The 24373-nt window shown below is 58.8% G+C and carries 25 protein-coding genes; all 25 read left to right on the forward strand.

Features of this window, described 5'->3' with window-relative positions; genetic code table 11:
• Positions 1 to 19: 19 nt before the first annotated feature.
• The 25 genes from EDE09_RS01880 to EDE09_RS02000 all read left to right on the forward strand — a co-directional run bounded on the left by EDE09_RS01880 (position 20) and on the right by EDE09_RS02000 (position 24357).
• Entirely contained in the window at positions 20 to 661 is a 642-nt protein-coding gene (locus EDE09_RS01880; protein WP_112797249.1) for a hypothetical protein, read from the forward strand.
• Positions 658 to 1926: a MotB family protein gene (locus tag EDE09_RS01885; protein ID WP_112797247.1), complete on the forward strand. Its 1269-nt coding sequence runs from the start codon at positions 658 to 660 to the stop codon at positions 1924 to 1926. The genes EDE09_RS01880 and EDE09_RS01885 overlap by 4 nt, the downstream gene beginning before the upstream one ends.
• 1 nt (position 1927) lies before the next feature.
• On the forward strand, positions 1928 to 3205 hold the full coding sequence (gene motC, locus EDE09_RS01890; RefSeq protein WP_132408571.1) for a chemotaxis protein MotC: 1278 nt from the start codon (positions 1928 to 1930) through the stop codon (positions 3203 to 3205).
• On the forward strand, positions 3202 to 4662 hold the full coding sequence (locus EDE09_RS01895; protein WP_132408573.1) for a flagellar hook-length control protein FliK: 1461 nt from the start codon (positions 3202 to 3204) through the stop codon (positions 4660 to 4662). Before motC ends, EDE09_RS01895 begins: the two co-directional genes overlap by 4 nt.
• Positions 4595 to 5260 carry a transglycosylase SLT domain-containing protein gene (locus EDE09_RS01900; protein WP_132408904.1) on the forward strand — a complete coding sequence of 222 codons (666 nt, stop codon included), beginning with the start codon at positions 4595 to 4597 and terminating at the stop codon, positions 5258 to 5260. The genes EDE09_RS01895 and EDE09_RS01900 overlap by 68 nt, the downstream gene beginning before the upstream one ends.
• Positions 5261 to 5530: 270 nt before the next feature.
• A complete protein-coding gene (locus EDE09_RS01905; RefSeq protein WP_105370669.1) occupies positions 5531 to 6202 on the forward strand; it encodes a winged helix-turn-helix domain-containing protein in 672 nt (223 codons plus the stop codon).
• A 106-nt stretch (positions 6203 to 6308) separates the two neighbouring features.
• Complete coding sequence (locus EDE09_RS01910) at positions 6309 to 7610, forward strand: flagellar hook protein FlgE (RefSeq protein WP_105370670.1); 1302 nt, start codon at positions 6309 to 6311, stop codon at positions 7608 to 7610.
• Between the two features lie 46 nt (positions 7611 to 7656).
• Positions 7657 to 9129 carry a flagellar hook-associated protein FlgK gene (gene flgK / locus EDE09_RS01915; RefSeq protein ID WP_132408575.1) on the forward strand — a complete coding sequence of 491 codons (1473 nt, stop codon included), beginning with the start codon at positions 7657 to 7659 and terminating at the stop codon, positions 9127 to 9129.
• A gap of 2 nt (positions 9130 to 9131) precedes the next feature.
• Positions 9132 to 10235, forward strand: coding sequence for a flagellar hook-associated family protein (locus EDE09_RS01920; RefSeq protein WP_105370672.1), 1104 nt, complete (start codon positions 9132 to 9134; stop codon positions 10233 to 10235).
• Positions 10236 to 10270: 35 nt separating this feature from the next.
• A complete protein-coding gene (flaF, locus tag EDE09_RS01925) occupies positions 10271 to 10618 on the forward strand; it encodes a flagellar biosynthesis regulator FlaF (RefSeq protein ID WP_105370673.1) in 348 nt (115 codons plus the stop codon).
• On the forward strand, positions 10615 to 11064 hold the full coding sequence (gene flbT / locus EDE09_RS01930; RefSeq protein WP_105370674.1) for a flagellar biosynthesis repressor FlbT: 450 nt from the start codon (positions 10615 to 10617) through the stop codon (positions 11062 to 11064). Before flaF ends, flbT begins: the two co-directional genes overlap by 4 nt.
• Entirely contained in the window at positions 11055 to 11540 is a 486-nt protein-coding gene (gene flgD, locus EDE09_RS01935) for a flagellar hook assembly protein FlgD (protein ID WP_112797239.1), read from the forward strand. The genes flbT and flgD overlap by 10 nt, the downstream gene beginning before the upstream one ends.
• Positions 11541 to 11569: 29 nt before the next feature.
• The gene (gene fliQ / locus EDE09_RS01940) at positions 11570 to 11836 is read left to right on the forward strand and encodes a flagellar biosynthesis protein FliQ (protein ID WP_105370676.1); all 267 of its coding nucleotides are present in this window, start codon (positions 11570 to 11572) and stop codon (positions 11834 to 11836) included.
• Positions 11837 to 11954: 118 nt separating this feature from the next.
• On the forward strand, positions 11955 to 14042 hold the full coding sequence (gene flhA, locus EDE09_RS01945) for a flagellar biosynthesis protein FlhA (RefSeq protein ID WP_132408577.1): 2088 nt from the start codon (positions 11955 to 11957) through the stop codon (positions 14040 to 14042).
• A gap of 73 nt (positions 14043 to 14115) precedes the next feature.
• Positions 14116 to 14868, forward strand: a complete 753-nt coding sequence (fliR, locus tag EDE09_RS01950) for a flagellar biosynthetic protein FliR (protein ID WP_112797237.1) — start codon at positions 14116 to 14118, stop codon at positions 14866 to 14868.
• Between the two features lie 9 nt (positions 14869 to 14877).
• A complete protein-coding gene (locus EDE09_RS01955) occupies positions 14878 to 15279 on the forward strand; it encodes a hypothetical protein (RefSeq protein ID WP_132408579.1) in 402 nt (133 codons plus the stop codon).
• 158 nt (positions 15280 to 15437) lie between these two features.
• Positions 15438 to 15989, forward strand: a complete 552-nt coding sequence (locus tag EDE09_RS01960; RefSeq protein WP_105370680.1) for a rod-binding protein — start codon at positions 15438 to 15440, stop codon at positions 15987 to 15989.
• Between the two features lie 26 nt (positions 15990 to 16015).
• A complete protein-coding gene (locus tag EDE09_RS01965; RefSeq protein ID WP_105370736.1) occupies positions 16016 to 16381 on the forward strand; it encodes a hypothetical protein in 366 nt (121 codons plus the stop codon).
• A complete protein-coding gene (locus EDE09_RS01970) occupies positions 16381 to 16920 on the forward strand; it encodes a hypothetical protein (RefSeq protein ID WP_105370681.1) in 540 nt (179 codons plus the stop codon). Before EDE09_RS01965 ends, EDE09_RS01970 begins: the two co-directional genes overlap by 1 nt.
• Positions 16921 to 17093: 173 nt before the next feature.
• Positions 17094 to 17747, forward strand: coding sequence for a hypothetical protein (locus tag EDE09_RS01975; protein WP_132408581.1), 654 nt, complete (start codon positions 17094 to 17096; stop codon positions 17745 to 17747).
• A gap of 84 nt (positions 17748 to 17831) precedes the next feature.
• Positions 17832 to 19571: a hypothetical protein gene (locus tag EDE09_RS01980; protein ID WP_132408583.1), complete on the forward strand. Its 1740-nt coding sequence runs from the start codon at positions 17832 to 17834 to the stop codon at positions 19569 to 19571.
• A 127-nt stretch (positions 19572 to 19698) separates the two neighbouring features.
• Positions 19699 to 20598: a bifunctional methylenetetrahydrofolate dehydrogenase/methenyltetrahydrofolate cyclohydrolase FolD gene (folD, locus tag EDE09_RS01985; protein ID WP_105370684.1), complete on the forward strand. Its 900-nt coding sequence runs from the start codon at positions 19699 to 19701 to the stop codon at positions 20596 to 20598.
• A gap of 128 nt (positions 20599 to 20726) precedes the next feature.
• Positions 20727 to 22088, forward strand: a complete 1362-nt coding sequence (locus tag EDE09_RS01990) for an ABC transporter substrate-binding protein (RefSeq protein WP_132408585.1) — start codon at positions 20727 to 20729, stop codon at positions 22086 to 22088.
• A gap of 93 nt (positions 22089 to 22181) precedes the next feature.
• Positions 22182 to 23195 carry a sugar ABC transporter permease gene (locus EDE09_RS01995; protein WP_132408587.1) on the forward strand — a complete coding sequence of 338 codons (1014 nt, stop codon included), beginning with the start codon at positions 22182 to 22184 and terminating at the stop codon, positions 23193 to 23195.
• 1 nt (position 23196) lies between these two features.
• A complete protein-coding gene (locus EDE09_RS02000) occupies positions 23197 to 24357 on the forward strand; it encodes a carbohydrate ABC transporter permease (RefSeq protein ID WP_132408589.1) in 1161 nt (386 codons plus the stop codon).
• Positions 24358 to 24373 lie beyond the last annotated feature (16 nt).

The raw sequence follows: 24373 nt of genomic DNA on the forward strand, positions 1-24373 counted from the left end.
CAGTGGGGGGAGTGTCCCGATGAGCGCTTCTCTCGCACGCTACCTGAAGGACTTCAGTGAACCGCAGTCCCTTCCCTTGCCGTTGATGGCGGATGGTTTTGCTGGCAGCCTCGACGAAGATCTGGCGCTTCCCGCTGTGGTTGAAGCCCCCGTAGATATCGAGGCCGAACGCGCGGAAGCCTATTCAAGGGGTCACGAGGCGGCGTCTGAGGAATTGCAGCAGCGTTTCGAGGAGGAGCGTCAGGCGCTTATCGCAGCGCATGCCGAAGAGATTGCGGCACTTCGCGAAAGATATGAGGCTGAAGCCGCGGCCTCGATCGCTGCCGGACTTCAGGAAATCGCCGCGGCTACAGCCCAGGCGGTCAGCGACCAGACGGCGGGAATTCTGGCGCCGCTTCTCGACGAAGCGTTGGTCGCCAAAGCGGTTTCGGATATGGCCGACCTCATCAGAGATGCCGTGCTCGAAGGTGATGTCGGAACGGTCAACGTTCGTGGACCGCTGCATCTGTTCGAAAAGCTCAAGGCCGCACTGGGCGCATCCGCGCCTCTTCTGCGCCATGTTGAAGCGCCCGATCTGGATATCTCGGTTGATATCGGTGAGTCGGCGCTTGTGACTCGCATGTCGGCGTGGTCCGCAAGTCTGAAGAAAGTACTGGCATGAGCGAAGCCGAGAACCACCATCACGGCAAGAACGAAGTCGTCATCGTCAAGAGACATGGCGGCGGGCACGACGACGGCCATCATGGCGGTGCCTGGAAGATCGCCTATGCCGACTTCATGACCGCGATGATGGCATTTTTCCTCGTCATGTGGCTGGTCAATGCCGCCAACGAGGAAACGAAGGCCTCGATGGCGAGCTATTTCAACCCCATAAAGCTCTCGGACGAGACGCCGGCCGAGAAAGGGCTCGAGAAGCCCGTCGATGCGGCAGAGGGACAGGAGAGCGGCGAGCGTTCGCGGGTCAAGGCGGATGCGGACGTGCAGGGGTCGGCGGCCGCGACCGGCGAAGATATGACGTCGACTTCCGGCGACGAACCAAACTATTCCGAAGCAGACTTCTTTGAAAATCCCTATTCGGTTCTCGCCGAGATCGCCCAGGAAGTAGGCCAGCAGGCCAATGTCAGCGCGAAAGGTGAGGGTGGCGCAAGCGAGTCCGGCCCTGCGACCGGAGCCGACGGCGGTGAAGCCTATCGCGACCCGTTCGATCCGGATTTCTGGACGCGGCAAATCGAGGTTGCGCGTGCTGACAGTTCCGACAAGTCTGTGAAGGGAAGCCCGGTCGAAGGTCCGACCGCGGAAGCTGTTCAAACTGCAACTCAACAGGATGCGGGCGTGCCGCCGACAGAAATGGCTGTTGCGCTACCCACGCCACGGCCAGATCCGACGCAACTCGACAAGACCCAGGCCGATAAATCCGAGAAAGCCGAGCCCGGAGAACCCCTCAAGAGCTCCAAGGCGGAAGAACAGGCCGCCGAGAAGCTTCGCGAGGAAATCCAAAAGCAGATTTCGGGCGTCGCCGGCAAGCTTGCCGAGGGGCTGGTCGTGACCCCAGCAGAGGGTGGCCTGCTCGTCACCATTTCTGATCAGGCCGATGATCCGATGTTCAACGTCGGCTCTGCCGTGCCTCGTCGGGAAATGGTTCTGGCGATGGAAAAGCTCGGGCAGATCCTCAAGGATCGCAAAGGCAGCGTCATTGTGCGCGGCCATACCGACGGCCGCCAGTTCAAAGGTGGCCAGAACGACAACTGGCGCCTCTCGATGGCCCGCGCCCATAGCGCTTATTACATGCTGGTGCACGGCGGGCTGACCGAAGACCGCGTCAAGCAGGTTTCGGGTTTTGCCGACAGGCGGCTTCAGGTGGCCGATGATCCCCTTGCCGCCGCGAACCGCCGCATCGAGATCCTGCTCCAGGCGGACGAGGGATAATATGGCGCTTGCGGGCATACGGTCCCTGTTGACGGCTGCTCTGGTCCTGGGCTCATCAGCTCTTACGCATCCGGCGTTTGCGCAGGACCGTAGCGAGCTGCCGCCCTACGCCATGCTTCGTTCGCTCCAGTTCGTGCAGGATTCCGTTGTCCTCGGTGATCACTCCGCTGCCGAGATGCAGCGATTCATGCTTGCCACGATCGACCAGCGCTTGAGAACCGCCGACCCCTCGGTCTTCGAGGATCCGCGCAATGTCGATGCCGCCTTGATCTATGCCATGAGCGGTGGCAATCCCGAAACGCTCGAATATCTCGCCTCGCGCGACATCGCCGGCAATTTCGACAATCGCGTGGCGGAGGCTCTCCGAAAATATCTCAGCGGCAAGGGCACTCTGGTCGCGAAGAGCCTGGGAGAGATGACCAAGGAATACCGCGACGAGAAGCTCGGCCCCTACCTCGCTTTGGTCAGCGGCAATGTGGCGGTTGTGAATGATCCGAAGGCAGCACTCGGATTTTACGACTGGGCACGGTTGACGGCGCCCGGTACCATCATAGAGGAAGCTGCTCTTCGCCGTTCCGTGGCCATTACGGTCGAGGCCAACATGGTCAAGGAAGCGCTTTCCTATTCGCGCCGATACGCCCGTCGTTTCGTTCATTCCCCCTATGCCAGTCAGTTCGCCGATTTCTTCGTGCAGCTTGTCGTTTCCCATTTCGGTGCGATCACGGAAAATGACGTAGACGGGGCGATCGAGTTCATGGATGCAGACCGTCGCCGGGAGGTCTTCCTCAGGATTGCCCGCGCAGCCGCCATCGCCGGCAATAACGATCTTGCTCGCCTCGCCTCCACAAAAGCCGAAGCACTGGCGGGAAATCCCGTGCCCGAGGCACTCGCGCGGCTTTACGGCGGGCTTGCCGGCATTCCGACGAATGACATTCATGCAGCCATGAAGGCCATAAGCGAGGTTCCCGAAGAGACGCTTTCGGTCCGTGACAAGGCCCTGCGCCGGGCGGCAAAAACGATTGCCGAACAGGTCGTTAGCAAGCCGGAAGAGGAAAGCTTCGCACAAGACGAAGCAATCAAAGTGACCCACACAGAAGATGCGAAATCCCCAGTCGCGTTGCCCAGAAATGAGATCGCTGGGCCTGCCTCCGCCTCGGAAGATCCGACGGCCGGCACCGCTGTCAAATTCGATCCGGCCTTCCAGACATACGTCGATAGTGGTCGTTCGAAATTGAATGCTATCGATGAAATGCTGATGGAGGAGAGTCCGTCCAAATGATTACCGACATTCTGGGTGGCAAGACCGGCGCAGCCGATGCGGCTTCGTCGGCAAAACAAGCTGTCGCCGGCCGAAAGGGCGCCGATGCATCACCGAACGGCTTCTCCGACGCCCTTTCGGGTTTGGATCAAGACGTGCCTTCTCAGCGCCATGGCGACATGTCGGATGACGGGGAGCCTGCTGAGGGTGATCGCGTGGCCGCTGGTGAAAAGCCCGCAACGCGCAAACCCATCATCGACCTCCGCCCCGAAAGCCTTCGGCGCACGCTGGAGAGAAGCGAAAGCGTGCTCGATGCGGTGAGCAAGGTTGCTACGGCAAATGATGAAAAGCAGCTGACGCCGGCGGAGAAGAAGCTTCGCGATGCGCTCGTCACCGCCAAGGCCATTGTCCGAAAATCGGATGAACTGGCCGCCGCCCGCAAACCCGACGGCAAGAGCGAACAGGCTGAGCCTGAAGAGGCAGACCCAGGTCTCGATCTCTCCATTCTGGATGCCGACGACAGCAAGATTGCCGACGTCTTGTCGTTGTTGGGCGGCGAGGTAGCCGCGAGTGAACTTCAGGCCGCGATGCCGAAGAACACGGCGGGGTCTCAGGGCAAGCGGCAGAAGGGTGCGGAAGATCGTGCCGAGGCTGCCGGGATTAGCGGCGTTGACGAAACCAGACGCTTCAGTTTGGCGGCCAGCGCGTCCTCGGATCCGCTTTCGATGCCGACCGATGGCGAGACGAGCGTTCCCGGGACCGGCCAGTTCCGCTTCACCAATGCCCGCGGTGACGGCCAGAGCCTCAATATGACCGTTGACGAGCGTAGCGGCGAGCGTCCGACCGTGGAATTCAAGGCTTCATCGAATGGAGCTGCCGAGAACGTCACCGTACTCGAGTCGCGACGGTTCCTGGGCCTCGCACAAAATTCGAACAGTGCCAATCTCACGGCGATGCTTTCAGGCAATTCCGAATGGGCGGCGGCGATGCATCCGAGCTCCGAGCTCTCCAACATCGCGGCGCAGACCAGCACCGGTACGGTGGTCAATACGCTCAAGCTGCAGATGAACCCGCATGATCTGGGATCGGTGACGGCCATGCTGAGGCTTCATGGGGAAGCGCTGAACGTGCACCTCACCGTCGAGACGCGAGCCGCCTACATGCAGCTCAGCGAAGACAGCAGCGGTATCCTCGACGCACTTCGCGCCCAGGGCTTTGCCGTCGAACAGGTAACCATCAGCATTGCTCCAACGGCGGATTCGGAAGCCGCCGGCGGCCAACAGGGGCAGCAAGGTCAGGCAGGTCCGCAGGCTCAGGCTGACGGCGGTCGGCAGGGCTCTGCCGCCGGACGCGGCCAGGAACAGACGGGAAACCGCCAATCGGTTGAGCCAGGAGCGAGGAATACGAATGATGCGGCTTTGGACAGCACGGCAGGTGCGCCTTCTGGCAGCGCTCGCCCTGGCGATCTCTACCTCTGAGGCGCCCGCCGGATCTCTTTTCAGCGCATCCACGCAGGTTGCTCCTCGCGCTCCGACAGCAGCCAGCGCGCCGGTCTTTCCGCGGGCTCCGGTTAACCCCGGAGCTTGCGAGCGCGAGATTCAAGCTGCGGCGGCCAAGTATGGGATCCCGGAAGGCATTCTCTACTCGGTCGGACTGACCGAGACGGGACGCAAAGGGAGCCTCAGCCCGTTCGCTATGAACGTGGAAGGCAAAGCCTATTTTTCTGCCTCCCAGCAGGAGGCTATCACCGCCTTTTATGCGGCAAAGCGACAGGGGATGAAGTTGATCGACATCGGTTGCATGCAGATCAATCATCATTTCCACGGCGAAAACTTCTCGTCTCCAGAAGAGATGTTCGATCCGAGGCGCAATGTGGAGTATGCGGCAAAGTTCCTGCGCAACCTGCACGACCGTCATGAGACATGGACAATGGCGGTAGCAAGATACCACGCCGGACCTAACAATGATCCTGCTCAGAAGAGATATGTCTGCCGTGTGATCAGCAATCTGGTCGCCACAGGGTACGGAAACTGGACGACCAACGCCTCTCGCTTCTGCAATAACCCCGCAACCTGAGGGCGAGCGCCTCGCCAAAAGAATCGCAAAATTGTGCGGTTGACGAAATATGGCGAAAATGGCAGCGCAAGCACTTCTTGAAGAGGTGTTAATTTTTCCACTAAAAATTTGTGCCGCAAAAGTGCCTACCCACTATATCTAGTGCAAATCGCACGCCAATGGTTAATCAACTATTAATTTGTTTGGTTAATTTCACACAGCTTGTCTCCGATTCCCGCGATTCGTACCCATAGGTCAATCGAGGTACCACAACTGATTCGGAGGCGGCGAATGATCGTAGTGGTTGATGAGCGTGAGCTCGTGAAAGACGGATACACTTCTCTTTTTGGACGCGAAGGAATTCCGTCCACGGGGTTCGATCCAAAAGAATTCGGCGAATGGGTCAATACGGCAGCTGATGCGGACATCGCGGCGGTCGAGGCCTTTCTGATCGGTCAGGGCGAGCGGACGCTTGAACTGCCGCGGGCAATCCGGGACCGGTCCATGGCGCCGGTGATCGCAGTCAGCGACGCTCCGTCCCTGGAAGCAACCCTTGCCTTCTTCGATAGCGGCGTCGATGACGTGGTGCGTAAGCCGGTCCATCCCCGCGAAATCCTGGCACGTGCGGCAGCAATCCGCCGTCGTCTGAAGGCAATCGCGAACTTCACCGATATCGGTCCCATCCGTGTATTCTCCGATGGTCGTGACCCGGAAATCGAAGGCGAAGTTTTCGCACTTCCGCGCCGCGAGCGGCGCATTCTGGAGTACCTGGTCTCCAACCGTGGCCGGCGTGTTTCCAAGACGCAGATTTTCAATGCCATCTACGGCATCTTCGACGAGGAAGTCGAAGAGAACGTCGTCGAAAGCCATATCAGCAAGCTGCGCAAGAAACTGCGCAAGAAGCTCGGCTTCGACCCCGTCGATTCCAAGCGTTTCCTTGGCTATTGCATCGACTGGAACTGATATTTCAGAAGGGCCTTGCCGCTTATTTTCGGCGGACACGGAAAGCAGACAGCTTCACGCAAGGCCCGCATCCTACTCTCTCCATCAGATAAAGCGGAGATTTCCTATGAGCATTTTCGGCACGATGAAAACGGCCGTCTCTGGTATGAATGCCCAGGCCAATCGCCTCGGCACGGTGGGCGATAACATCGCCAATTCGAGCACAGCCGGTTACAAGCGTGCATCAACGGCATTTTCTTCGTTGGTTCTGCCCTCCACCCAGGGTTCCTATTCGTCGGGCGGTGTGGAAACCAATGTCCGCTACAGCATCGCCGAACAGGGCGGTATCCAGTACACCACGTCGAACACCGATCTTGCCATCCAGGGCGAAGGCTTCTTCATCGTCAGCGACCAGAATGGCTCTCCCTATCTGACCCGTGCCGGCGCCTTCCAGAAGGATGCCAATGGCTACCTCGTCAACACTGCCGGTTACCAGCTGATGGGATATCCCTACGGCTCGAACCCGCCGGCTGCGGTCGTCAACGGCTTCAACGGGCTTGAAGCGATCAACATCAACGACTTCGGTCTGGTTTCTTCGCCGTCCAGCCAGGGCAGCTTCCCGGCCAACCTGGACAAGGAAGCCGACGCGGTCGCCGTCGTTGCAAATCGTCCAAGCGCGAACACCGCCACCGCGGTCATAACCAACAAGAGCTCGCTCACCGCCTATGATCATGCCGGTGCCAAGGTCCTGTACGATTTCTACTACACCAAGACCGCTACCAATACCTGGGAAGTCAGCGTCTATCGTCAGGATCAGTCTACGAACGGCGGCTTCCCATACGCAGCTACCGCAACGGCTCCGACGCTCGTGCAGCAGACGGTGACGTTGGTGTTCGATCCGAACACCAACAAGCTGAAGACGACTGCACCGGCCTCGCCTACATCCCTCACCATCACCGATCCCAACGATGGTGCGACCCCGGCGCAAACAATCAATATCGATATGTCCGACATGACGCAGTTTGCCAGCGACTTCACGCCTGGCAAGGGCATCATCGACGGCAATGCGCCGAGCCCGATCACGGACGTCGAAATCGGTGGCGACGGTCTCGTCACGGCGGTCTATCAGGATGGCGGTCGCCGTCCGATCTACCAGGTAGCCCTGGCTACGGTTCCGGCGATCGACAAGATGCTGCCTCAGAACGGCAACGTTTATCTGCCGACCAATGACTCCGGCGTCGTCACCATTGGCTTCCCGCAAAGCGGCTCTTTCGGCCAGGTTTATTCTGGTGCTCTGGAAAGCTCCAACGTCGATATCGCCAGCGAGCTCACCGAGATGATCGAATCGCAGCGCGTCTACACGGCGAACTCCAAAGTATTTCAGACCGGCTCAGACTTGATGGACGTCCTCATCAACCTGAAGAGATAACCGGACGGGACGATCGAGAGAATAAGTCTCAAGAGGTTAGTAAAAAATGTCGCTTGCATCAGCATTGTCCACGGCGCAGTCCATCTTCACCAACTCCGGCACGCAGTCCGGTGTGGTGTCGAAGAACATTGCCAATGCACAGAACCCGGATTACGTCCGCCGCTCCGCGGTGGTCGTGACCGGCGGCAACGGGGCGGTGATCGACGAGATCGTTCGGGCCCAGAACTCTCCGCTCCTGCGCCAGACGATCGAGAGCTCTTCAGTTGCAAGCGGCCAGGCGACACTTCTGGCTGGTCTCACCGAGATCAAGAACCTGATGGGGGGCAACGACAACGAGATTTCCCCCGCCAAACTCATTACCGCGTTTCGTAACAATTTGGACGCGTTTGCCTCCAAGGCAAACGATACCGGCCTCGGTGGCGCCGTCATTTCCACCGCGCAGGATCTTGCGAACGGTCTGAACACCGCGGCCGACAAGCTTCAGCAGATTCGCAAGGACGCCGACGACCAGATCAAGCAGGACGTCGATACGCTGAACGCTTTGCTTGCCAAGTTCGAGGCGGTCAACAATCAGGTCAAGAACGCGACCGCGAGCGGCGCTGACGCAAACGACGCTCTCGATGAGCGCGATGGGCTTCTCAAGAAGATTTCCGAAATCGTCGGCGTGACCTCCTACGTCCGCGGCGACAACGACATGGTGCTCTACACCTCGGCAGGCGTGACGCTGTTCGAGGCCGTGCCCCGCAAGGTTACCTTCCAGGCAACGGCGGCTTTCGATGCCTCCACAGTCGGAAACGGCGTCTATATCGACGGAGTGGCGCTAAAGCCGGGTGTGTCCGGCAATACAACAGCTAAAGGATCGCTCCAGGCGCTGATACAGGTCCGCGACACGGTCGCCCCGATATTCCAGAGCCAACTTGACGAAATCGCAAGGGGACTGATCACCGTTTTTGCCGAGACCGGGCCAACCGGCGCCCTTGTTCCTCAGACCGGTCTCTTCACTTACAGGGATAGCGCCGGGGTTCAGCAGACCGCCGTTCCGGCTGCAGGCACCATCGTCTCGGGGATCGCATCGCGAATTTTCGTCAATCCGATCGTCGTTCCTCCTGCGGGCACACCCGACAAACTGCGTGATGGCGGCATCAACGGCGTTGCTTACGTTGTCAACACCAGCGGCGGCAGCAGCTACGCCGACCTGTTGGACAAGTATAATGAAAGCCTCGAAGGACCGTTGACCTTCGATACCAACACGGAAATCGCGGACGCTCCGGACCTTCTTTCCTTCGCCGCAGATTCCATGGGTTGGTTGGAACAACTTCGCAGTACAGCAACGGCCTCCGATGAGACCAAGACCGCACTTTTGACCCGCACGTTGGAGGCCTATTCCAGCAGCACGGGCGTCAGTCTCGACGAGGAACTGTCGCTGCTGCTTGATATCGAACAGTCTTACAAGGCCGGCACCAAGCTGATGGCGACGGTCGACGAGATGATGCAGGCCCTGTTGGATATTGCGAGCTGATCATGAAGACCTCTTTCATTTCCACTTTGTCCATTCAGACGACCATGCGAAACGCCATTTCAGGCGTCCAGCGCGAGATGGTGAAAGCGAACCAGGAAGCCGTCACGCAGAAGCATGCGGATCTCGGCGTCGCGCTGGGAGCCAATACGTCCCGCGCCCTCGATCTGTCTCGCGACATCACCCGCATCGAATCGCTCTACAACACGGCAGCGCTCGCCACTCAGCGGCTGGAAAGCGCCGAACTGGCCCTGTCGAAGATGAACGAGCTGGGGCTCGATATCCAGGGCGCAATTCTGACCCTTGGCAACTCCACGGACGCGACGAGCCTCGCCACGGCCCGCACGACCATGCAGTCCGCCCTCGACGCCTTCACCAATTTTGCGAATACGTCGGTCCAGGGTGAGTATATCTTTGCCGGCATCAACACCGACGTGAAGCCGATGGAGGATTATTTTGCAGCGGGATCGCCCGCCAAGGCGGCATTCGATACCGAGCTGAACCACTACATGACGACAAACGGCATCGCGAGCCTGTCGGTCATGACAGAGACCGAGATGAATACCTTCCTCGACGACCTCGGGAAGAAGTTCGATGGCACCGCTCCTCTCACAAGCCCGCCGCATCCGCTGGCTCTTGCCGGCCAGGATTTCTGGACGACCTTCTTCTCGGACGCCAGCGACGAAAACATGAAGAGCCGCATCAGCCAGAGCGAAGTGGTGGAAAGCTCCACCAACGCCAATAAGGCAGGTATGCGCAAGTTCGCCTTCGCCTCCATCGTGTCGCTGGAGTTGCTGCAGCCGAACATGGACGACAAGGCCCGCCAGGCGGTTGGCGCGCGGACACGGTCTGTCATCAGCGAAGCCATGAACGGTGTAGATAGTATTAACCAGCAGCGGACTACAATCGGTATTTATACCGAACGCGTCTCCAAGGCTGAGGAAAGGTTGCAGGCGCAGAAAGATATTCTGACGAAAGGCCTGATCGGCCTCGAGAATGTCGATCCGGAGGAAGCTGCAACTCGTCTCAACGCACTGAAGACGCTTCTGGAAACCGCATATACGGTAACGGCAAAGATACAGCAGTTGAGCCTTGCCAACTTCCTTTGATGACTAAAGGAAGGCTCATGAAGAAGGATACATGAATGTACCAGTTTTCATATGCCGAGATCATGGAGGATGGCGTTGCAAACGCCAAGGATCGTGAACGGCAGGCCCTCGATCGTTCGATCGAATTGTTGGCGGCGGCCCGCGACGACGGGCATTATACGCGCACGACGGTCGAGGCTCTCTTTTATACCCGGCGTGTGTGGATCAGGTTCATTGAGGACCTGAAACAACCGGACAACGAATTGGCGACGGAACTGCGCGCCGACCTGATCTCTATCGCTATCTGGATATTGAAGGAATGCGAAAAGATCCGGAAACGCGAGTCGACGAATTTCCAGGGCATTATAGACGTGACCACCATCATCAGGGATGGACTTAAATGAAAAGTACGCTTCGCATCTCTCTGAAGTCCGGCGAAAGGATCTTCATCAACGGCGCCGTGCTGCGCGTTGATCGAAAGGTCGCGCTGGAATTCCTCAACGACGTCACGTTCCTGCTGGAAAACCACGTTCTTCAGCCGGAGGATGCGACCACGCCGCTCAGGCAGCTCTATTTCATCGCTCAGATGATGCTGATCAACCCCGAAGGCAAGGAGCAGTCGATGACGCTGTTCCGCAAATCGGTGGCCATGCTGCTGACCTGCTTCCATGACGATGAGGTGTTGGCGGAGCTGAAGCGGATTGACGGCATGGTCGCGTCAGGCCGCGCCTTCGATGCACTCAAAGCGATCCGCGCCCTCTATCCGGTGGAAGACCGCATTCTGAACAATCAGGAAATCGCGCCGGCAACCGTCGAACGCATCCGCAAGGAGATTGCCCCATGGCGGTGACCCCGATCACCTCGGCAACCGCCAATCCCTGGGCGAATGCGGGTTCATCGACAAATGCCTCCGATAAGGCCAGCCTCAACTACAACAACTTCCTGCAGCTCCTAATTGCGCAGATGAAGTATCAGGATCCGACCGATCCGATGGATGCGAGCGAACAGATCGCCCAGCTCGCAACGTTCTCGCAGGTCGAACAGTCGATCCAGACGAATACCCACCTGAAGAGCATGCTTCAGGCGGAAGCCCTGACCCGCGCCACCGACCTCATCGGCAAATATGTCAAGAGCGCCGACGACACGATGACTGGCAAGGTCAAGGAAGTCGAAGTCTACGCAGATGGCGTCGTTGCTATCACCGACAAGAACGAAAAGATCCTGCTCCAGGCCGGCGTCGTGTTTTCCGACACGCCATTGACAACCGGCACCAAGGATACGACCGACGGCTCGACGGATAACGACGATACCGATAAAAGTAGCTGATCGAGTCACACGCGAATCGGACGAGCGCGATGAATGAGGCGGATGCCCTTGATATCATGCAGGCGGCTATCTGGACGGTCCTGATCGCCTCCGGTCCGGCCGTGCTGGTAGCCATGGTCGTGGGTGTGGCGATCGCCTTTCTCCAGGCACTGACGCAGATCCAGGAAATGACGCTGACATTCGTACCGAAGATCGTTGCCATCCTGGTAACGATCGGCATCACCGCGCCATTCATCGGCAGCCAGATCAATCTTTTTGCCAATCTGGTTTTTTCGAGGGTCCAGTCCGGTTTCTGACCGGCTGCATCCGCTTTCGGTTTGCCGCCCCACCTTCGCGCAAGCTTCGCCGTTTAGTCATGACGTGAAACTGGCAGGAGCATGTCCTGCCGCCATCTCATGAAGAGACGGGACCTCCATGGCGCAACCACCTGCTTTATCCATTCCGAAGGTAACCCCGAGCGGCCGCGATGTCGGCTTTGCACTCGGCATCGTCGCCATCCTCTGTATCCTGTTCCTGCCGATACCGCCGTTCCTGATCGACGTGGGGCTGGCATTTTCGATCGCCTTCTCGGTGCTGATCCTGATGGTCTCGCTGTGGATCCAGCGACCGTTGGATTTCTCCTCCTTCCCGACCATCTTGCTGATCGCCACCATGGTGCGTTTGTCGCTGAATATCGCGACGACGCGCGTGATCCTGTCACATGGGCATGAAGGCCACGGGGCGGCAGGCAATGTCATCCAGGGGTTCTCCAGCCTCGTCATGTCGGGCGATTTCGTCATCGGCGTGATCGTCTTCATGATCCTGGTGACGGTGAACTTTATCGTCATCACCAAGGGTGCGACCCGTATCGCTGAAGTCGGCGCGCGCTTCACCCTCGACGCCATTCCCGGCAAGCAGATGTCGATCGACGCTGACCTGTCGGCGGGCATCATCGATGAAAAAGAGGCACAGCGCCGCCGCTCGGAGCTCGAGGAAGAAAGCTCCTTCTTCGGGGCCATGGACGGTGCGTCCAAATTTGTGCGCGGCGATGCGATCGCCGGTCTCATCATCACCGCGATCAATATTTTCGGCGGCGTCATCATCGGCTACTTCCGCCACGGGATGGAAATCGGCGAGGCGGCGGACGTTTTCGTCAAGCTGTCGGTTGGCGACGGTATCGTATCCCAGATCCCGGCACTCATCGTTTCGCTAGCAGCAGGCCTTCTGGTTACCCGCGGCGGTACGGCAGGATCGACCGACAAGGCCGTCGTCGATCAGCTGGCTGGTTATCCGCGTGCTCTTTCAGTGTCTGCCGGCCTTATGGCGCTTCTCGCCGTTGTTCCCGGCCTGCCGCTTCTGCCTTTCATGACGCTCGGTGCTCTTATGGGCTTCGGTGCCTGGCTCGTGCCGCGGCGCATCGAGGCGGAAAACAAGGCTCGTCGTGAAGACGAGGAGAAGAAGGTTGTCCAGACCAAGGAAGCAGAAAAGGATTCCGTCAAGTCGGTCCTCAAGACTGCGGAAATCGAGCTCGCCCTCGGCAAGCAGGTTTCCACGCGCCTCCTCGGTGCGCATCAGGAACTCGCCTTCCGCGTCGGCAAGATGCGCAAGAAGTTCGCCACCCAGTATGGTTTCGTGGTCCCGGAGATCAAGGTTACCGACGATATCGCCATACCGGAAAAGTCCTATGGCATCCGCATTCACGGCACGACGATCGCTTCAAACACGCTGCGTGTGGGTGATGTCCTGGTGGTTACTGGATCGGGCCGCAAGCCGAGCATTCCGGGGGACGAAATCCGCGAACCAGCCTTCGGCATGCCGGCGGTTTCGATCCTGGAAACTTTTGCAGAAGACCTGAAACGGGAAGGCTTCCACCCGATCGACAATGTCTCGGTCGTGCTGACGCATCTGTCGGAGGTCATCCGCAACAATCTGCCGCAGCTTCTGTCCTATAAGGACGTCAAGATCCTGATCGAGCGTCTCGATCCGGAATACAAGAAGCTCGCCGACGAGATCTGTTCGTCGCACATGTCCTATTCGGGCCTCCAGGCGGTGCTCAAACTGTTGCTGGCCGAACGCGTGTCGATCCGCAACCTTCATCTCATTCTCGAAGCCGTGGCGGAACTTGCGCCGCACGTCCGCAAGACCGAGCAGATCGTGGAGCACGTACGCGTGCGCATGGCGCAGCAACTGTGCGGCGATCTTGCAGACAATGGCGTGTTGCGCGTGCTCCGGCTCGGCAACAAGTGGGACATGCTCTTCCATCAGGCGCTCAAGCGCGACAACAAGGGCGAGGTTATCGAATTCGATATCGATCCGCGAACGCTCGAAGAGTTCAGCGAGCAGGCCACGAAGGTCATCCGCGAATTCATGGACCGCGGCCTGCCGTTTGTCCTCGTCACCTCGCCGGAGACCCGTTCCTATGTGCGCATGATCATCGAGCGGCTGTTCGCCACCTTGCCGGTCCTCTCCCATGTGGAGCTCGCCAAGGGGCTCGAGATCAAGATCCTCGGCGCCATTTCGTGAGGAAGCGTTTCGAGGCGGAACGTTTTATTCCGTCTCGAAAACCCTTAGACTGTCCGCGAAGGACGATTCTCAGATGATAACCGACCCGCAAGGGACCATACTCGCACTTTTCCTGGCATTCTGCCGAATGGGTGGGTGCGTCATGGTACTTCCAGGCTTTGGAAGCGCGCGCGTGCCGCCTCAGGTGCGACTGTTTGCAGCCGTCGCTCTGTCCATGGCGATGTTGCCGGTCCTGTGGGATACGATCTATCCGAAAGCCTCATCCCCCAGTGCAACTTTCATCGGGCTGATCTTCACGGAGGCGATGGTCGGCATCGTTTACGGGTTGATTGCCCGGCTCTATACGCTTGGCATGCAGTTCACGGGCTCGATCCTGACCATGGCGATCGGCTTTACGGCACCAGGGGGTCATGATGTCCTGGAAGACACGAACGAAAACCAGCTCACGAACCTGCTGACGCTGAGCGGTCTCCTCTTGCTGTTCATGATGGACTTCCACCACGTGGTGTTCCGCGCGCTGATCGATTCCTATACGGCTACGCCCGTCGGCGCGGTCATTGATTCGCAAAAGATGCTGATCACGCTGACCGACACCCTGCGCGCCTCGACCATGATCATGCTGAGGCTGGCAAGCCCATTTCTGATCTACGGCCTGATGTTCAACGTGGCGGTCGGTCTCGTCAACAAGCTTGCGCCGCAGATCCCGGTGTATTTCATCTCGACCCCCTTCCTTCTCATGGGCGGGCTTTTCCTTCTCTATCTGTCGATCGCGGCTCTCATCCGGCAATATGCGGATGGGTTTGCGCCGATCTTCCTGTCTTTCTAGGAGAGCGGCATGGCCGGTCCAGTGAAGCGTTCCGAAAAGCTCAAGCGCCTTGTGGCGGTCCAGCGGCATATCGAGAAGATGGCGGAACATGAACTCGCTGCGACCACTCGGCATCGCGCAGAGGTCAATCAGTCCATGGAAGACGTGATCGACGCGATCGGTTCCATGCATCCGATCCACCGTCAGTTCTCGCAGCAATATGCCGAGCGCTTTGGGCGCCTGACAACCAAGGAGCGCCAGCTTGCTGGCGTCCAGCAGCTCCAGGAAATGAAGGTGCTGAAGGAGCGGACCAAGGCGGACCGCCTGCAAGACAATATGAAGGATGCGCGCGATCATGAGGATCGCGAAGCCGCCGACAACTCCATTTATGAACTCATCGAGATCACCCTCGGCTCGCAGATGATCAAATAGGCGCCAGCCTCCAGCAAGCTTCGAGAGCCATAGTCTCCTCATGACGCAGATGACCCGGCACGAATTCGGTTCGGACGGGATACTGCACCGTTTCAAATTGCAGCCGTCGATGAGCGCGTTCCTGGAATGCGTCTCGCGGCGTTACGAAAGGAGCTCGCGTGGCGATTTCACCTCCGACCGACCTGGTCCTGGACGTCGTACGTGCCGCGGACCCGACTGCCGTGCAAGAAGCCCAGGCCAAACTGAAGGCGAACAAGGCGGCTTTCGCCGCGACCAGCCTGGCGGAAGTTGGCAAGGGTTTCGGCGCGGCCATGAAGATGATCGATACGCCGGCCACTGAAGCCGGTCTCGGGAATGCCGAAGCGCCGAAGCGTGCGGCCGAGATGCCCGACGAATATCGCAAGTTCGAAGCCTCCATTCTGCAGAACTTCGTAAATTCCATGCTGCCGAAGGAAACCGAAGAGGTTTACGGCAAGGGCTCTGCCGGTGAATTCTGGAAGAGCATGATGGCGGAAAAGATCGCCGACGAGATGTCCCAGAAGGGCGGCATCGGCATTGCCGAACAGATGTATTCGCAGGCGCTCGACCGGGCTGAGCGGCAGGGCGCGGTAAACGCGACCACCGACGAAAATGACCGGAGCCGCGCAATGAGCATGATTACGGATTTCGAACGTGAGGTTCTCGGCGTCGGTAAGACGAACGAGGCCTGACAATGATTCAGACTGGGGCAGAAGATATGGAAGTCGTTTCGAATGATTATCGCATCAAGACCGTGCTTGGCCGGTTGGAAATGATAATCGACAACGAAAATCAGCGGATCGGTCGTGATCCCGAATTCGACCTCAAGGTGTCGAATGCTCACAAGAGCCGCTGCCTTTACGAGCTGACGATGCTGTTCCGCGGCACGGATCCGAGAGAGCTTGCGATCGGCTACATCGACCAGATGCATGGATTGAAAGCCAAGCTGGCGCTGAACGCGCGGCGGGTCGAGGCGCATCTGCATGCGGTGCGGACGGTTGCCGATCTCTTGAAGAATGCGGCGCGTGATGCCGATGGCGACGGCACCTACACCCAGGAACAGTTCACCTACGGCGAAGTCTGATGGTCAAACTCCTTCTTACCGGCCTATGGGTCTGCATCGTCACGCTCGGGGCGGTGTATTTCTCCGTGCAGATGTCGGCTGCGCCTGCGCCGGTCGACGAGGAAGCCAGGAAGAAGGAACTTCTCGAACTGGTCCGCGGAGAATCGATCACCATTCCGGTCATTTCGGAGGGAGCGATAAGCGGCTACTTCCTCAGCCGTGTCTCGTTCATGATGGACAAGGAGAAGATCAAGGGCGTTAAGCTTCCAATGACGGAGCTGACCACCGACGAGCTTTTTACGCTGCTGATCGGCAACAAGATGGTCGATCTCAGCAAACCGGGCGCCTTCGAACTCGAAAAATTTCGTTCGACGATCAAGGACGACCTGAACAAGAGACTGGGTGATGGCCTTGTGGCGGAAGTGCTGGTCGAACAACTCGACTACCTTTCTAAAGAAGACATCCGCAACAACGCCTCCCGTGGCAACAAGAACCCAAATCCCGGCAAGAAGATTGTCGAAGGGGTGAAGGTCGAGGAGCCGAAATCTGCGGGCCATTAGCCAATTCGGTTAAAATTATTGAAGAAGAAGCCGGCCGACATGCCGGCTTTTTTTGTTCCACGATTCCCGAAAACGCACGGATCTCTCGCATTTTAGCGATCAATTTAAAGGCGGGTTCAGAGCGCTCTGTTTAACGTTGGAAGAGATTGGCCTTCCCATTGTTGAGCGCAGTAATGAACGCATCCGGAGAATTCCAGATATCGCCTCGGCCCGGGAACCTGCTCGGGCTGCAGGTGTGTGACCTTGGCTGGAACGCAGCGCTCAGCCTTGTCGAAGGGATAGTCTCGTTGCGAGGCAACCGGACTGCACTTGCCTTTCTCGATGGTCGCAGCTTCTTGCGCCAGCTCATCGATCCGGCCTACCGAAGCGAGCTCGGCCATCGTCTGATGTTGCCGAGTGGCTGCCGTGTTTTCGGAATGTTGTCGAGCGGAATATGCGAGAGGTCTGCGCCTGAACGGTTTTCGGCAACCACCTTCCTTCCTGCGCTCCTGACTTTCCTCGAAAAGAGTTACCGGATCGGTATTGCCGGCGAGGACATTGCCCGCCTGAGGGTATTGCGAGAGCACTTTGCCCGCCATGCGCCATGGCATGAGATCATTGTGGTTGGTCCGGGACAGGAAGTACTTCCGGCTCTGGACTTCATTATCGTGGATGCAGCGACCGCGGCGCAGGAAATCCGGATCGCGCGCTGGCTTGCAGCGGGTCATGCTGGACTGACGATATTCGCAGGAGCCGGTCTCACCGATTTTCTCAAGAACAAACCAGTTCGGGACAGGCGAAGGAGCAGCGGGCTGCTGCCTCAGTCCCTCATCGGCATCAGAAGTTAACTCTTTATTTGCCGTAAAAATTTAGACTGCCTTAATCAACGGCAACCTCGGGGATGCCGAGAGCACGGTTATTGCGGTCGCCCCATGTACCAGTCGGCGAAAATCGTTGAAGAGCAGGATTCCAGGCCGGGCGCTTTGCGGTCCGGTCTTGGCTCTGTCTTTTCCCGCATGCGGTGGACGCTGTGGAAAACGGGCGCCGCGATGCTGGTTGGCGGAGCTCTGCCATTGCTGCTCGGCGATGGCCTCCCGCAAACTTATGAAGCAACTACCCGGCTGAAAGTCGAAGCAGCCAGCGAAGACGCGGTTGAGGGAGCCTTGAAAGCGCTCCGTTCCAAACAGGTTCTCGACAATCTTATCCGCGCACTCAACCTTCAGGACGACAGCGAATTCGGGATGGATCGCCCAAGTGTCGTTCGGGTCGTGTCGGATATCGTTTCCGGTAGCGAAATGACGGTCTCGCAGGCCGAAAACCGGCTGCGTGAACGGCTCTCGCAGGCGCTTACGGTTGGTTATGACCAAGGGACGAATGAGGTTGTGATCTCGGCCTCTGCTGCGGATGCTGGCGAGGCGGCAAAAATCGCCAACATGCTGGGAGACACATTCCGCGGCGAACTTGCAGTCGCAGGCGCCGCCACGTCGGAGCCCGTGGTCGAAAAGCTCCGTCAGACACTCGAACGCGCGGAGGCGGCGCTTACCGGCTTCGCAGAGGAGACCGGCGGACAGAAGCTGGCCGAATTGCGTCGCAGCCAAAATGAACAAAAGCAGCTGGTCGCAGAAGTCGCCGAGGTGCAGGCGGAACTCGCGGACCTCAAGATCAGAGCTGCACGAGCGTCCGCCATGACGCTGGAAGATGTGCTCAACAAGCCGCTGCCGGATAATCTGGATTATACCGGCCTTGAATACCAGCGCCAAAGGCATATCGAGGCGAAGCTCGCCGTCGACCAGCTCTCGGGCAATCTCGGTCCGCGCCACCCGCGCCTCCTTGCCGCGCAGGCTGCGCTGGGGGAGGTTCGACTGGATATCCAGAAGACCCTGAAACAACTGTCCTCGACGCTTCGCCAACAGGAGACGGCGGCCGGCCGGCACCTGGCCGAATTGAAGAACAAGCAAGTCCGAAAACCCGATAACAAGGAAATAGCTGACTCCGCCGCAAGGCTCGCAGCGCTTGAAGACGCGGCGAAAGAGGCGCGTCAGAACTATCTCGACGCCCTTCACCGGTCGGAAGGCCAGGCGGCGCCGCCGGCCGCCAAGGTCGAAATCCTAAGCCCGGCGACGGCAGAGGCCGCGCAGCCGGCGGGCCTGTCGATGATGCAGGCATCAGCCGCCGGTGCCGTAGCTGGCCTTTGCTTTGGCCTTGCTCTGTCTGGCCTCGCGCGTCGCAGCTCCGGGTCGGACGAGATGGACGAGGAGCCCGCTTTCGATCTTATCGATCCGGAGCCTGCTCCTAGACGGCCAATCGAGGTTGCCGACCCTGTCGGGACGATTGAGGACGAGGAGGATGCCGACCACTACGAACCTCCGCGCGGTTATCCGGCTTTTCCCCCGAAAACCCGCTACGCGGCGCCAGCCAACGACGCGCCGCTTACCGAGCAGATCCGCGAGATGCTGATCGCCAACCGCAGACCGTCGCGCGAGATTGACCTGCCGCCGCTGGTCGCGGCCGTTATGTCGGGCGGGAGTGCCTATCCGCCGTCTTATAGTGCGGCGCGATCCTCCCCTGAGGATATTCGAAAAGCTGAAGAGGTTCGCGAATTGCGCCGTAACATGACGGAGCTTCGGGAGAGGGTTCAGTCCTATTCCGCCCGCCGCGGGTCGACGTTGTAATAACGGACATCCGCGACATCGAATCAGCTTGCATTTGCCGTCTGCGACCAGCATAGGGCGTTGGCGGGCAAATCTGACCGATACCCGCTTTGTAGATTGGCGGCGGTTTCAAGCGGGAGGGTGACGCGTGGCTGTAGTGATCGATGGCAAAGAGGCGGCAGCATCCGTGATTGCAGCCGTAACCGAGGCGACCGCTTCTCTTGAAAGTGAAACGGGCGTTAAGCCGGGACTCGCGGTCGTCATCGTCGGCAACGATCCGGCAAGCCACGCCTATGTAAACTCCAAGAGCAAGATGGCCAAGCAGTGCGGATTCAACTCGATCCAGCATAGCCTTGCTGAAGAGACGACGCAGGAAGAACTTGAAGAGCTCGTCGCCGGGCTGAATGCCGATCCAGCGATCCACGGTATTCTCGTGCAGCTTCCTCTGCCGAAGCATCTGAAGGCGGAACCGGTAATCCTTTCGATTTCACCGGAAAAGGACGTCGATGGCCTGCATGTCGTCAATGCGGGCAAGATCGCCACCGGAGACTTGGAAACGGGCCTTATTTCCTGCACGCCGGCCGGCGCAATGCTGCTCGTCAACCGCATCCACGGCCGAGATCTTTCCGGCCTCAACGCCGTCGTCATCGGCCGCTCCAACCTGTTCGGCAAGCCGATGGGCCTGTTGCTGCTAGCCGCCAATGCGACCGTGACCATGGCGCATTCCAAGACGAGGGATCTCGCCTCGGTCTGCCGCAATGCCGATATCCTGGTTGCTGCCGTGGGACGGCCGCAGATGGTCAAGGCGGATTGGGTGAAGCCGGGAGCTACAGTGATAGATGTCGGCATCAACCGCGTGCCGGCCCCGGACAAGGGTGACGGAAAGAGCCGCCTTGTTGGTGACGTCTCTTATGTGGATGCAGCAGAAATCGCCGGAGCCATCACGCCCGTTCCCGGTGGTGTCGGCCCGATGACCATCGCAATGCTGATGGCCAATACGGCAATCGCCGCCTATCGCGCCGCCGGAAAAACCGCTCCCAGATTTTAATCGATTTAAAATATTCTGAATGCCGCTGCCTGAGGGGGTTGACTCCTCGGCAAGAGCGTTAAATCTCTTTCCATGTTTTGGAACTCTCGGTTGGGTAGAAGAAGCCGGGACAATGGGAGGGTAGTTTCATGAAGACACCATTTTGGATCGGTACGGCGCTCGCGGTCGTTCTCGCAGGAAGCGCAGCCGCCCAGGAACTCAAGTTTGCGCCGGGTCAGGACGCGCGCTTCAACTGGAAGAGCTACGAGGATTTCAAAGCCGCCAATGCCAACCTCAAGGGGCAGAATCTGACGCTATTCGGCCCTTGGCGTGGCGAGGACGAGGTGCTGTTCAACAGCGTTCTGGCCTACTTCAATGCGGCGACCGGTATCAATGGCAAATATTCCTCCTCGGAAAACTACGAGCAGCAGATCGTCATCGATACGCAGGCGGGCTCGCCCCCGAATATCGCGATCATTCCTCAGCCGGGCCTTTTGGCCGATCTGGCCACCAAAGGGTTTCTGACGCCGCTCGGCCAGGAAAACGCCGACTGGGTGAAGCAGAACTACGGTGCAGGCGAGGGCTGGATCCGGTATGGCACCTATAAGGGCAAGGATGGACAAGAGGCCTATTTCGGCTTCCCATTCAAGGCCGATTTCAAATCCATGGTCTGGTATGTGCCTGAAAACTTCGAAGAGGCGGGCTACGAGGTACCCAAGACCATGGAGGAACTGATCAAGCTCAGCGACCAGATCGTTGAGGATGGCGGCGTTCCATGGTGCATCGGCCTTGGCTCCGGGGGCGCCACAGGCTGGCCGGCGACCGACTGGGTCGAAGACATGATGCTGCGCACCCAGACTCCGGAAACTTATGACAAGTGGGTAAGCAACGAGATCAAGTTTGACGATCCGGCCGTAGTGGGCGCGATCGAAGAGTTCGGCAAGTTCGCCAAGAATGAGAAATATGTCAGCGGCGGTGTTGCGGCAGTTTCCTCCACCGACTTCCGCGACAGCCCGAAGGGTCTCTTCGGCATTCCGCCGAAATGCTACCTGCATCACCAGGCATCATTCGTGCCGTCCTTCTTCCCGCCGGATACGAAGCTCGGCACCGATGCCGACTTCTTCTACCTGCCGACCTACGCCTCCAAGCCCGAGCTTGGCACGCCCGTTCTCGGCGCCGGTACGATGTTTGCCATCACCAAGGATTCACCAGCCGCCAAGGCCTTCATCGAATTCCTGAAGACGCCGATTGCTCACGAGGTCTGGATGGCGCAGTCGTCGTTCCTGACGCCGTTCAAGGGCGCTAATCCTGATGCATATGCCAACGACGTCATGAAGAAGCAGGGTGAGCTTCTGACCACGGCAACGACCTTCCGTTTCGATGCATCCGACCTGATGCCGGGCAAGATCGGCGCCGGCGCCTTCTGGACCGGCATGGTCGACTATGTCGGCGGCAAGGACGCCAAAACGGTTGCGACCGATATACAGAAGGCTTGGGACGGCCTGAAGTAAACCTCCGAACATAAATCCGAGAATTCGCCGCGCCGGTTTTTCGGCGCGGTGCCTTCAGAAAAATCCGGAAAAATCGGTGAAAAGGGGAGAGGCATGATATCGCAGGTCGTTTCAGCCGTCGGCGTTGTGATCGCCGGCGTTTTCATCTGTGCCTTGTATTACTGGCTCTCCGACAAGATTCTGCAACTCGTGTTTCCGGTTCCGGTGGATAATGTCCATGCGGCCTCGGTGAACCTCAACCGGCGGGCGGTGGTTCGCCCTTGGCTGTTTCTGGGGCCGGCCCTCATCCTGCTGGTCGTCTATCTGGTCTATCCGGTAGTCGCGACCTTCGTCTTGTCCTTTTACGACCGGTCGGGCGGAAATTTCGTTGGTCTTTCGAACTACCGCTGGGCCATCCAAGACGCGCAGTTCCGCCAATCGATCTTCAACAATATCCTGTGGCTGGCGGTGGTACCGGCGGCCTGCACCTTCTTCGGCCTCGTTATCGCCGTGCTGACCGATCGGATCTGGTGGGGTAATCTCGCCAAGAGCCTGATTTTTATGCCAATGGCGATTTCTTTTGTCGGCGCCTCCGTCATCTGGAAATTCATCTACGAATATCGCGGCGGCAGCGAGACTCAGATCGGCCTCCTGAATGCTGTCGTGCAGTTCTTCGGCGGCAATCCGCAGGTGTGGATATCGCTTCCCTTCTGGAACAACTTCTTCCTGATGGCGATCCTGATCTGGATACAGACCGGTTTTGCTATGGTCATCCTGTCGGCAGCGCTTCGCGGCATCCCGGAGGAGACGATTGAGGCCGCCGTCATCGACGGCGCCAGCGGCTGGCAGATTTTCTGGAAAATCATGGTGCCGCAGATCTGGGGCACCATTGCCGTGGTCTGGACGACCATCACGATTCTCGTTCTGAAAGTCTTCGACATCGTGCTGACCATGACGAACGGCCAGTGGAACACCATGGTCCTGGCGAATCTGATGTTCGACTGGATGTTCCGTGGCGGGGGGGACAGCGGACGAAGCGCGGTCATCGCGCTCATCATCATGGCCGCCGTAACGCCGATCATGATCTGGAATATCCGCCAGGCGAACAAGGAAATGGGAGGCCATTGAGATGAACCCTGCCGTCAGCCTCCGCCGTATCGGGCTCCCGCGCCTCATCGTCCATTTGTCGGTCCTGGTGATCTGCATCATCTGGCTTATCCCGACCATCGGCATCCTCGTCACCTCATTCCGCGATGCAGGCCAGATCGCCGCGTCGGGCTGGTGGACGGCATTCACCGGCGCTGCCGAGACAAGTGCTGCCCGCCTTGGCGAGCCGTCCACCGCCAGACAGGAGGGGGCGAACTACGTCATTTCCGGCTCGGTCTTCGAGCAAGGCCAGAGCGGGGCGGTTCGCGCCTTCGGCACGCGCGTCGCGGCGCCGACGGAATTCGAAGCCGGGCAGGCGGCCGACCTCGGCGACGGCGAGATGCTGACGATCAACGAGGACGGCAGCTACGTCTATACGAAGAATGCTCCCTTCGACGGCGAGCGTGGAAAGCGCGTCTATCTCTCCATCGCGGCGCCGCCCTCCTTTACCCTCGACAACTACCGGACCGTGCTCACCTCTCAAGGTATCGGACAATCCTTCGTCAATTCCCTGACGGTCGCGATTCCTGCGACCATCATCCCGATCCTGATCTCCGCTTTTGCCGCCTACGCGCTGTCCTGGATGGAATTTCCCGGGCGTGCGCTGATCATTGCCATGGTGGTGGGGTTGATCGTCGTGCCCTTGCAGATGTCCCTCATTCCACTTCTCAGGATGTATAACGAGATCGGCAACTTGTTCGGGGTGCCGTCGCGCAGCTATGCGGGCATATGGCTTGCCCACTCGGCCTTCGGAATGCCGCTTGCGATCTACCTTCTGCGCAACTACATCGCAGGCCTGCCGAGGGAGATTATCGAATCCGCCCGGGTTGACGGCGCGAGCGACTTCGAGATCTTCGTGAAGATCATCCTGCCGCTGTCGTTTCCGGCTTTGGCATCCTTCTCCATCTTCCAGTTCCTGTGGACATGGAACGACCTTCTGGTCGCCATGGTCTTTCTCGGTACAGGCAAGGATCAGCTTGTCCTGACCGGCGCTCTCAATGCGCTTTTGGGCTCCATGGGCGGAAAGTGGGAAATTCTCACCGCCTCCGCCTTCATCACGATTGTGGTGCCGATTATCGTCTTTTTTGCACTTCAGCGGTATCTCGTCCGCGGATTGCTTGCCGGCTCGGTCAAGGGCGGCTGAGCCGCAGGCTTATTGT

Source organism: Neorhizobium sp. S3-V5DH (assembly GCF_004343065.1).
Lineage (GTDB): Bacteria > Pseudomonadota > Alphaproteobacteria > Rhizobiales > Rhizobiaceae > Neorhizobium > Neorhizobium huautlense.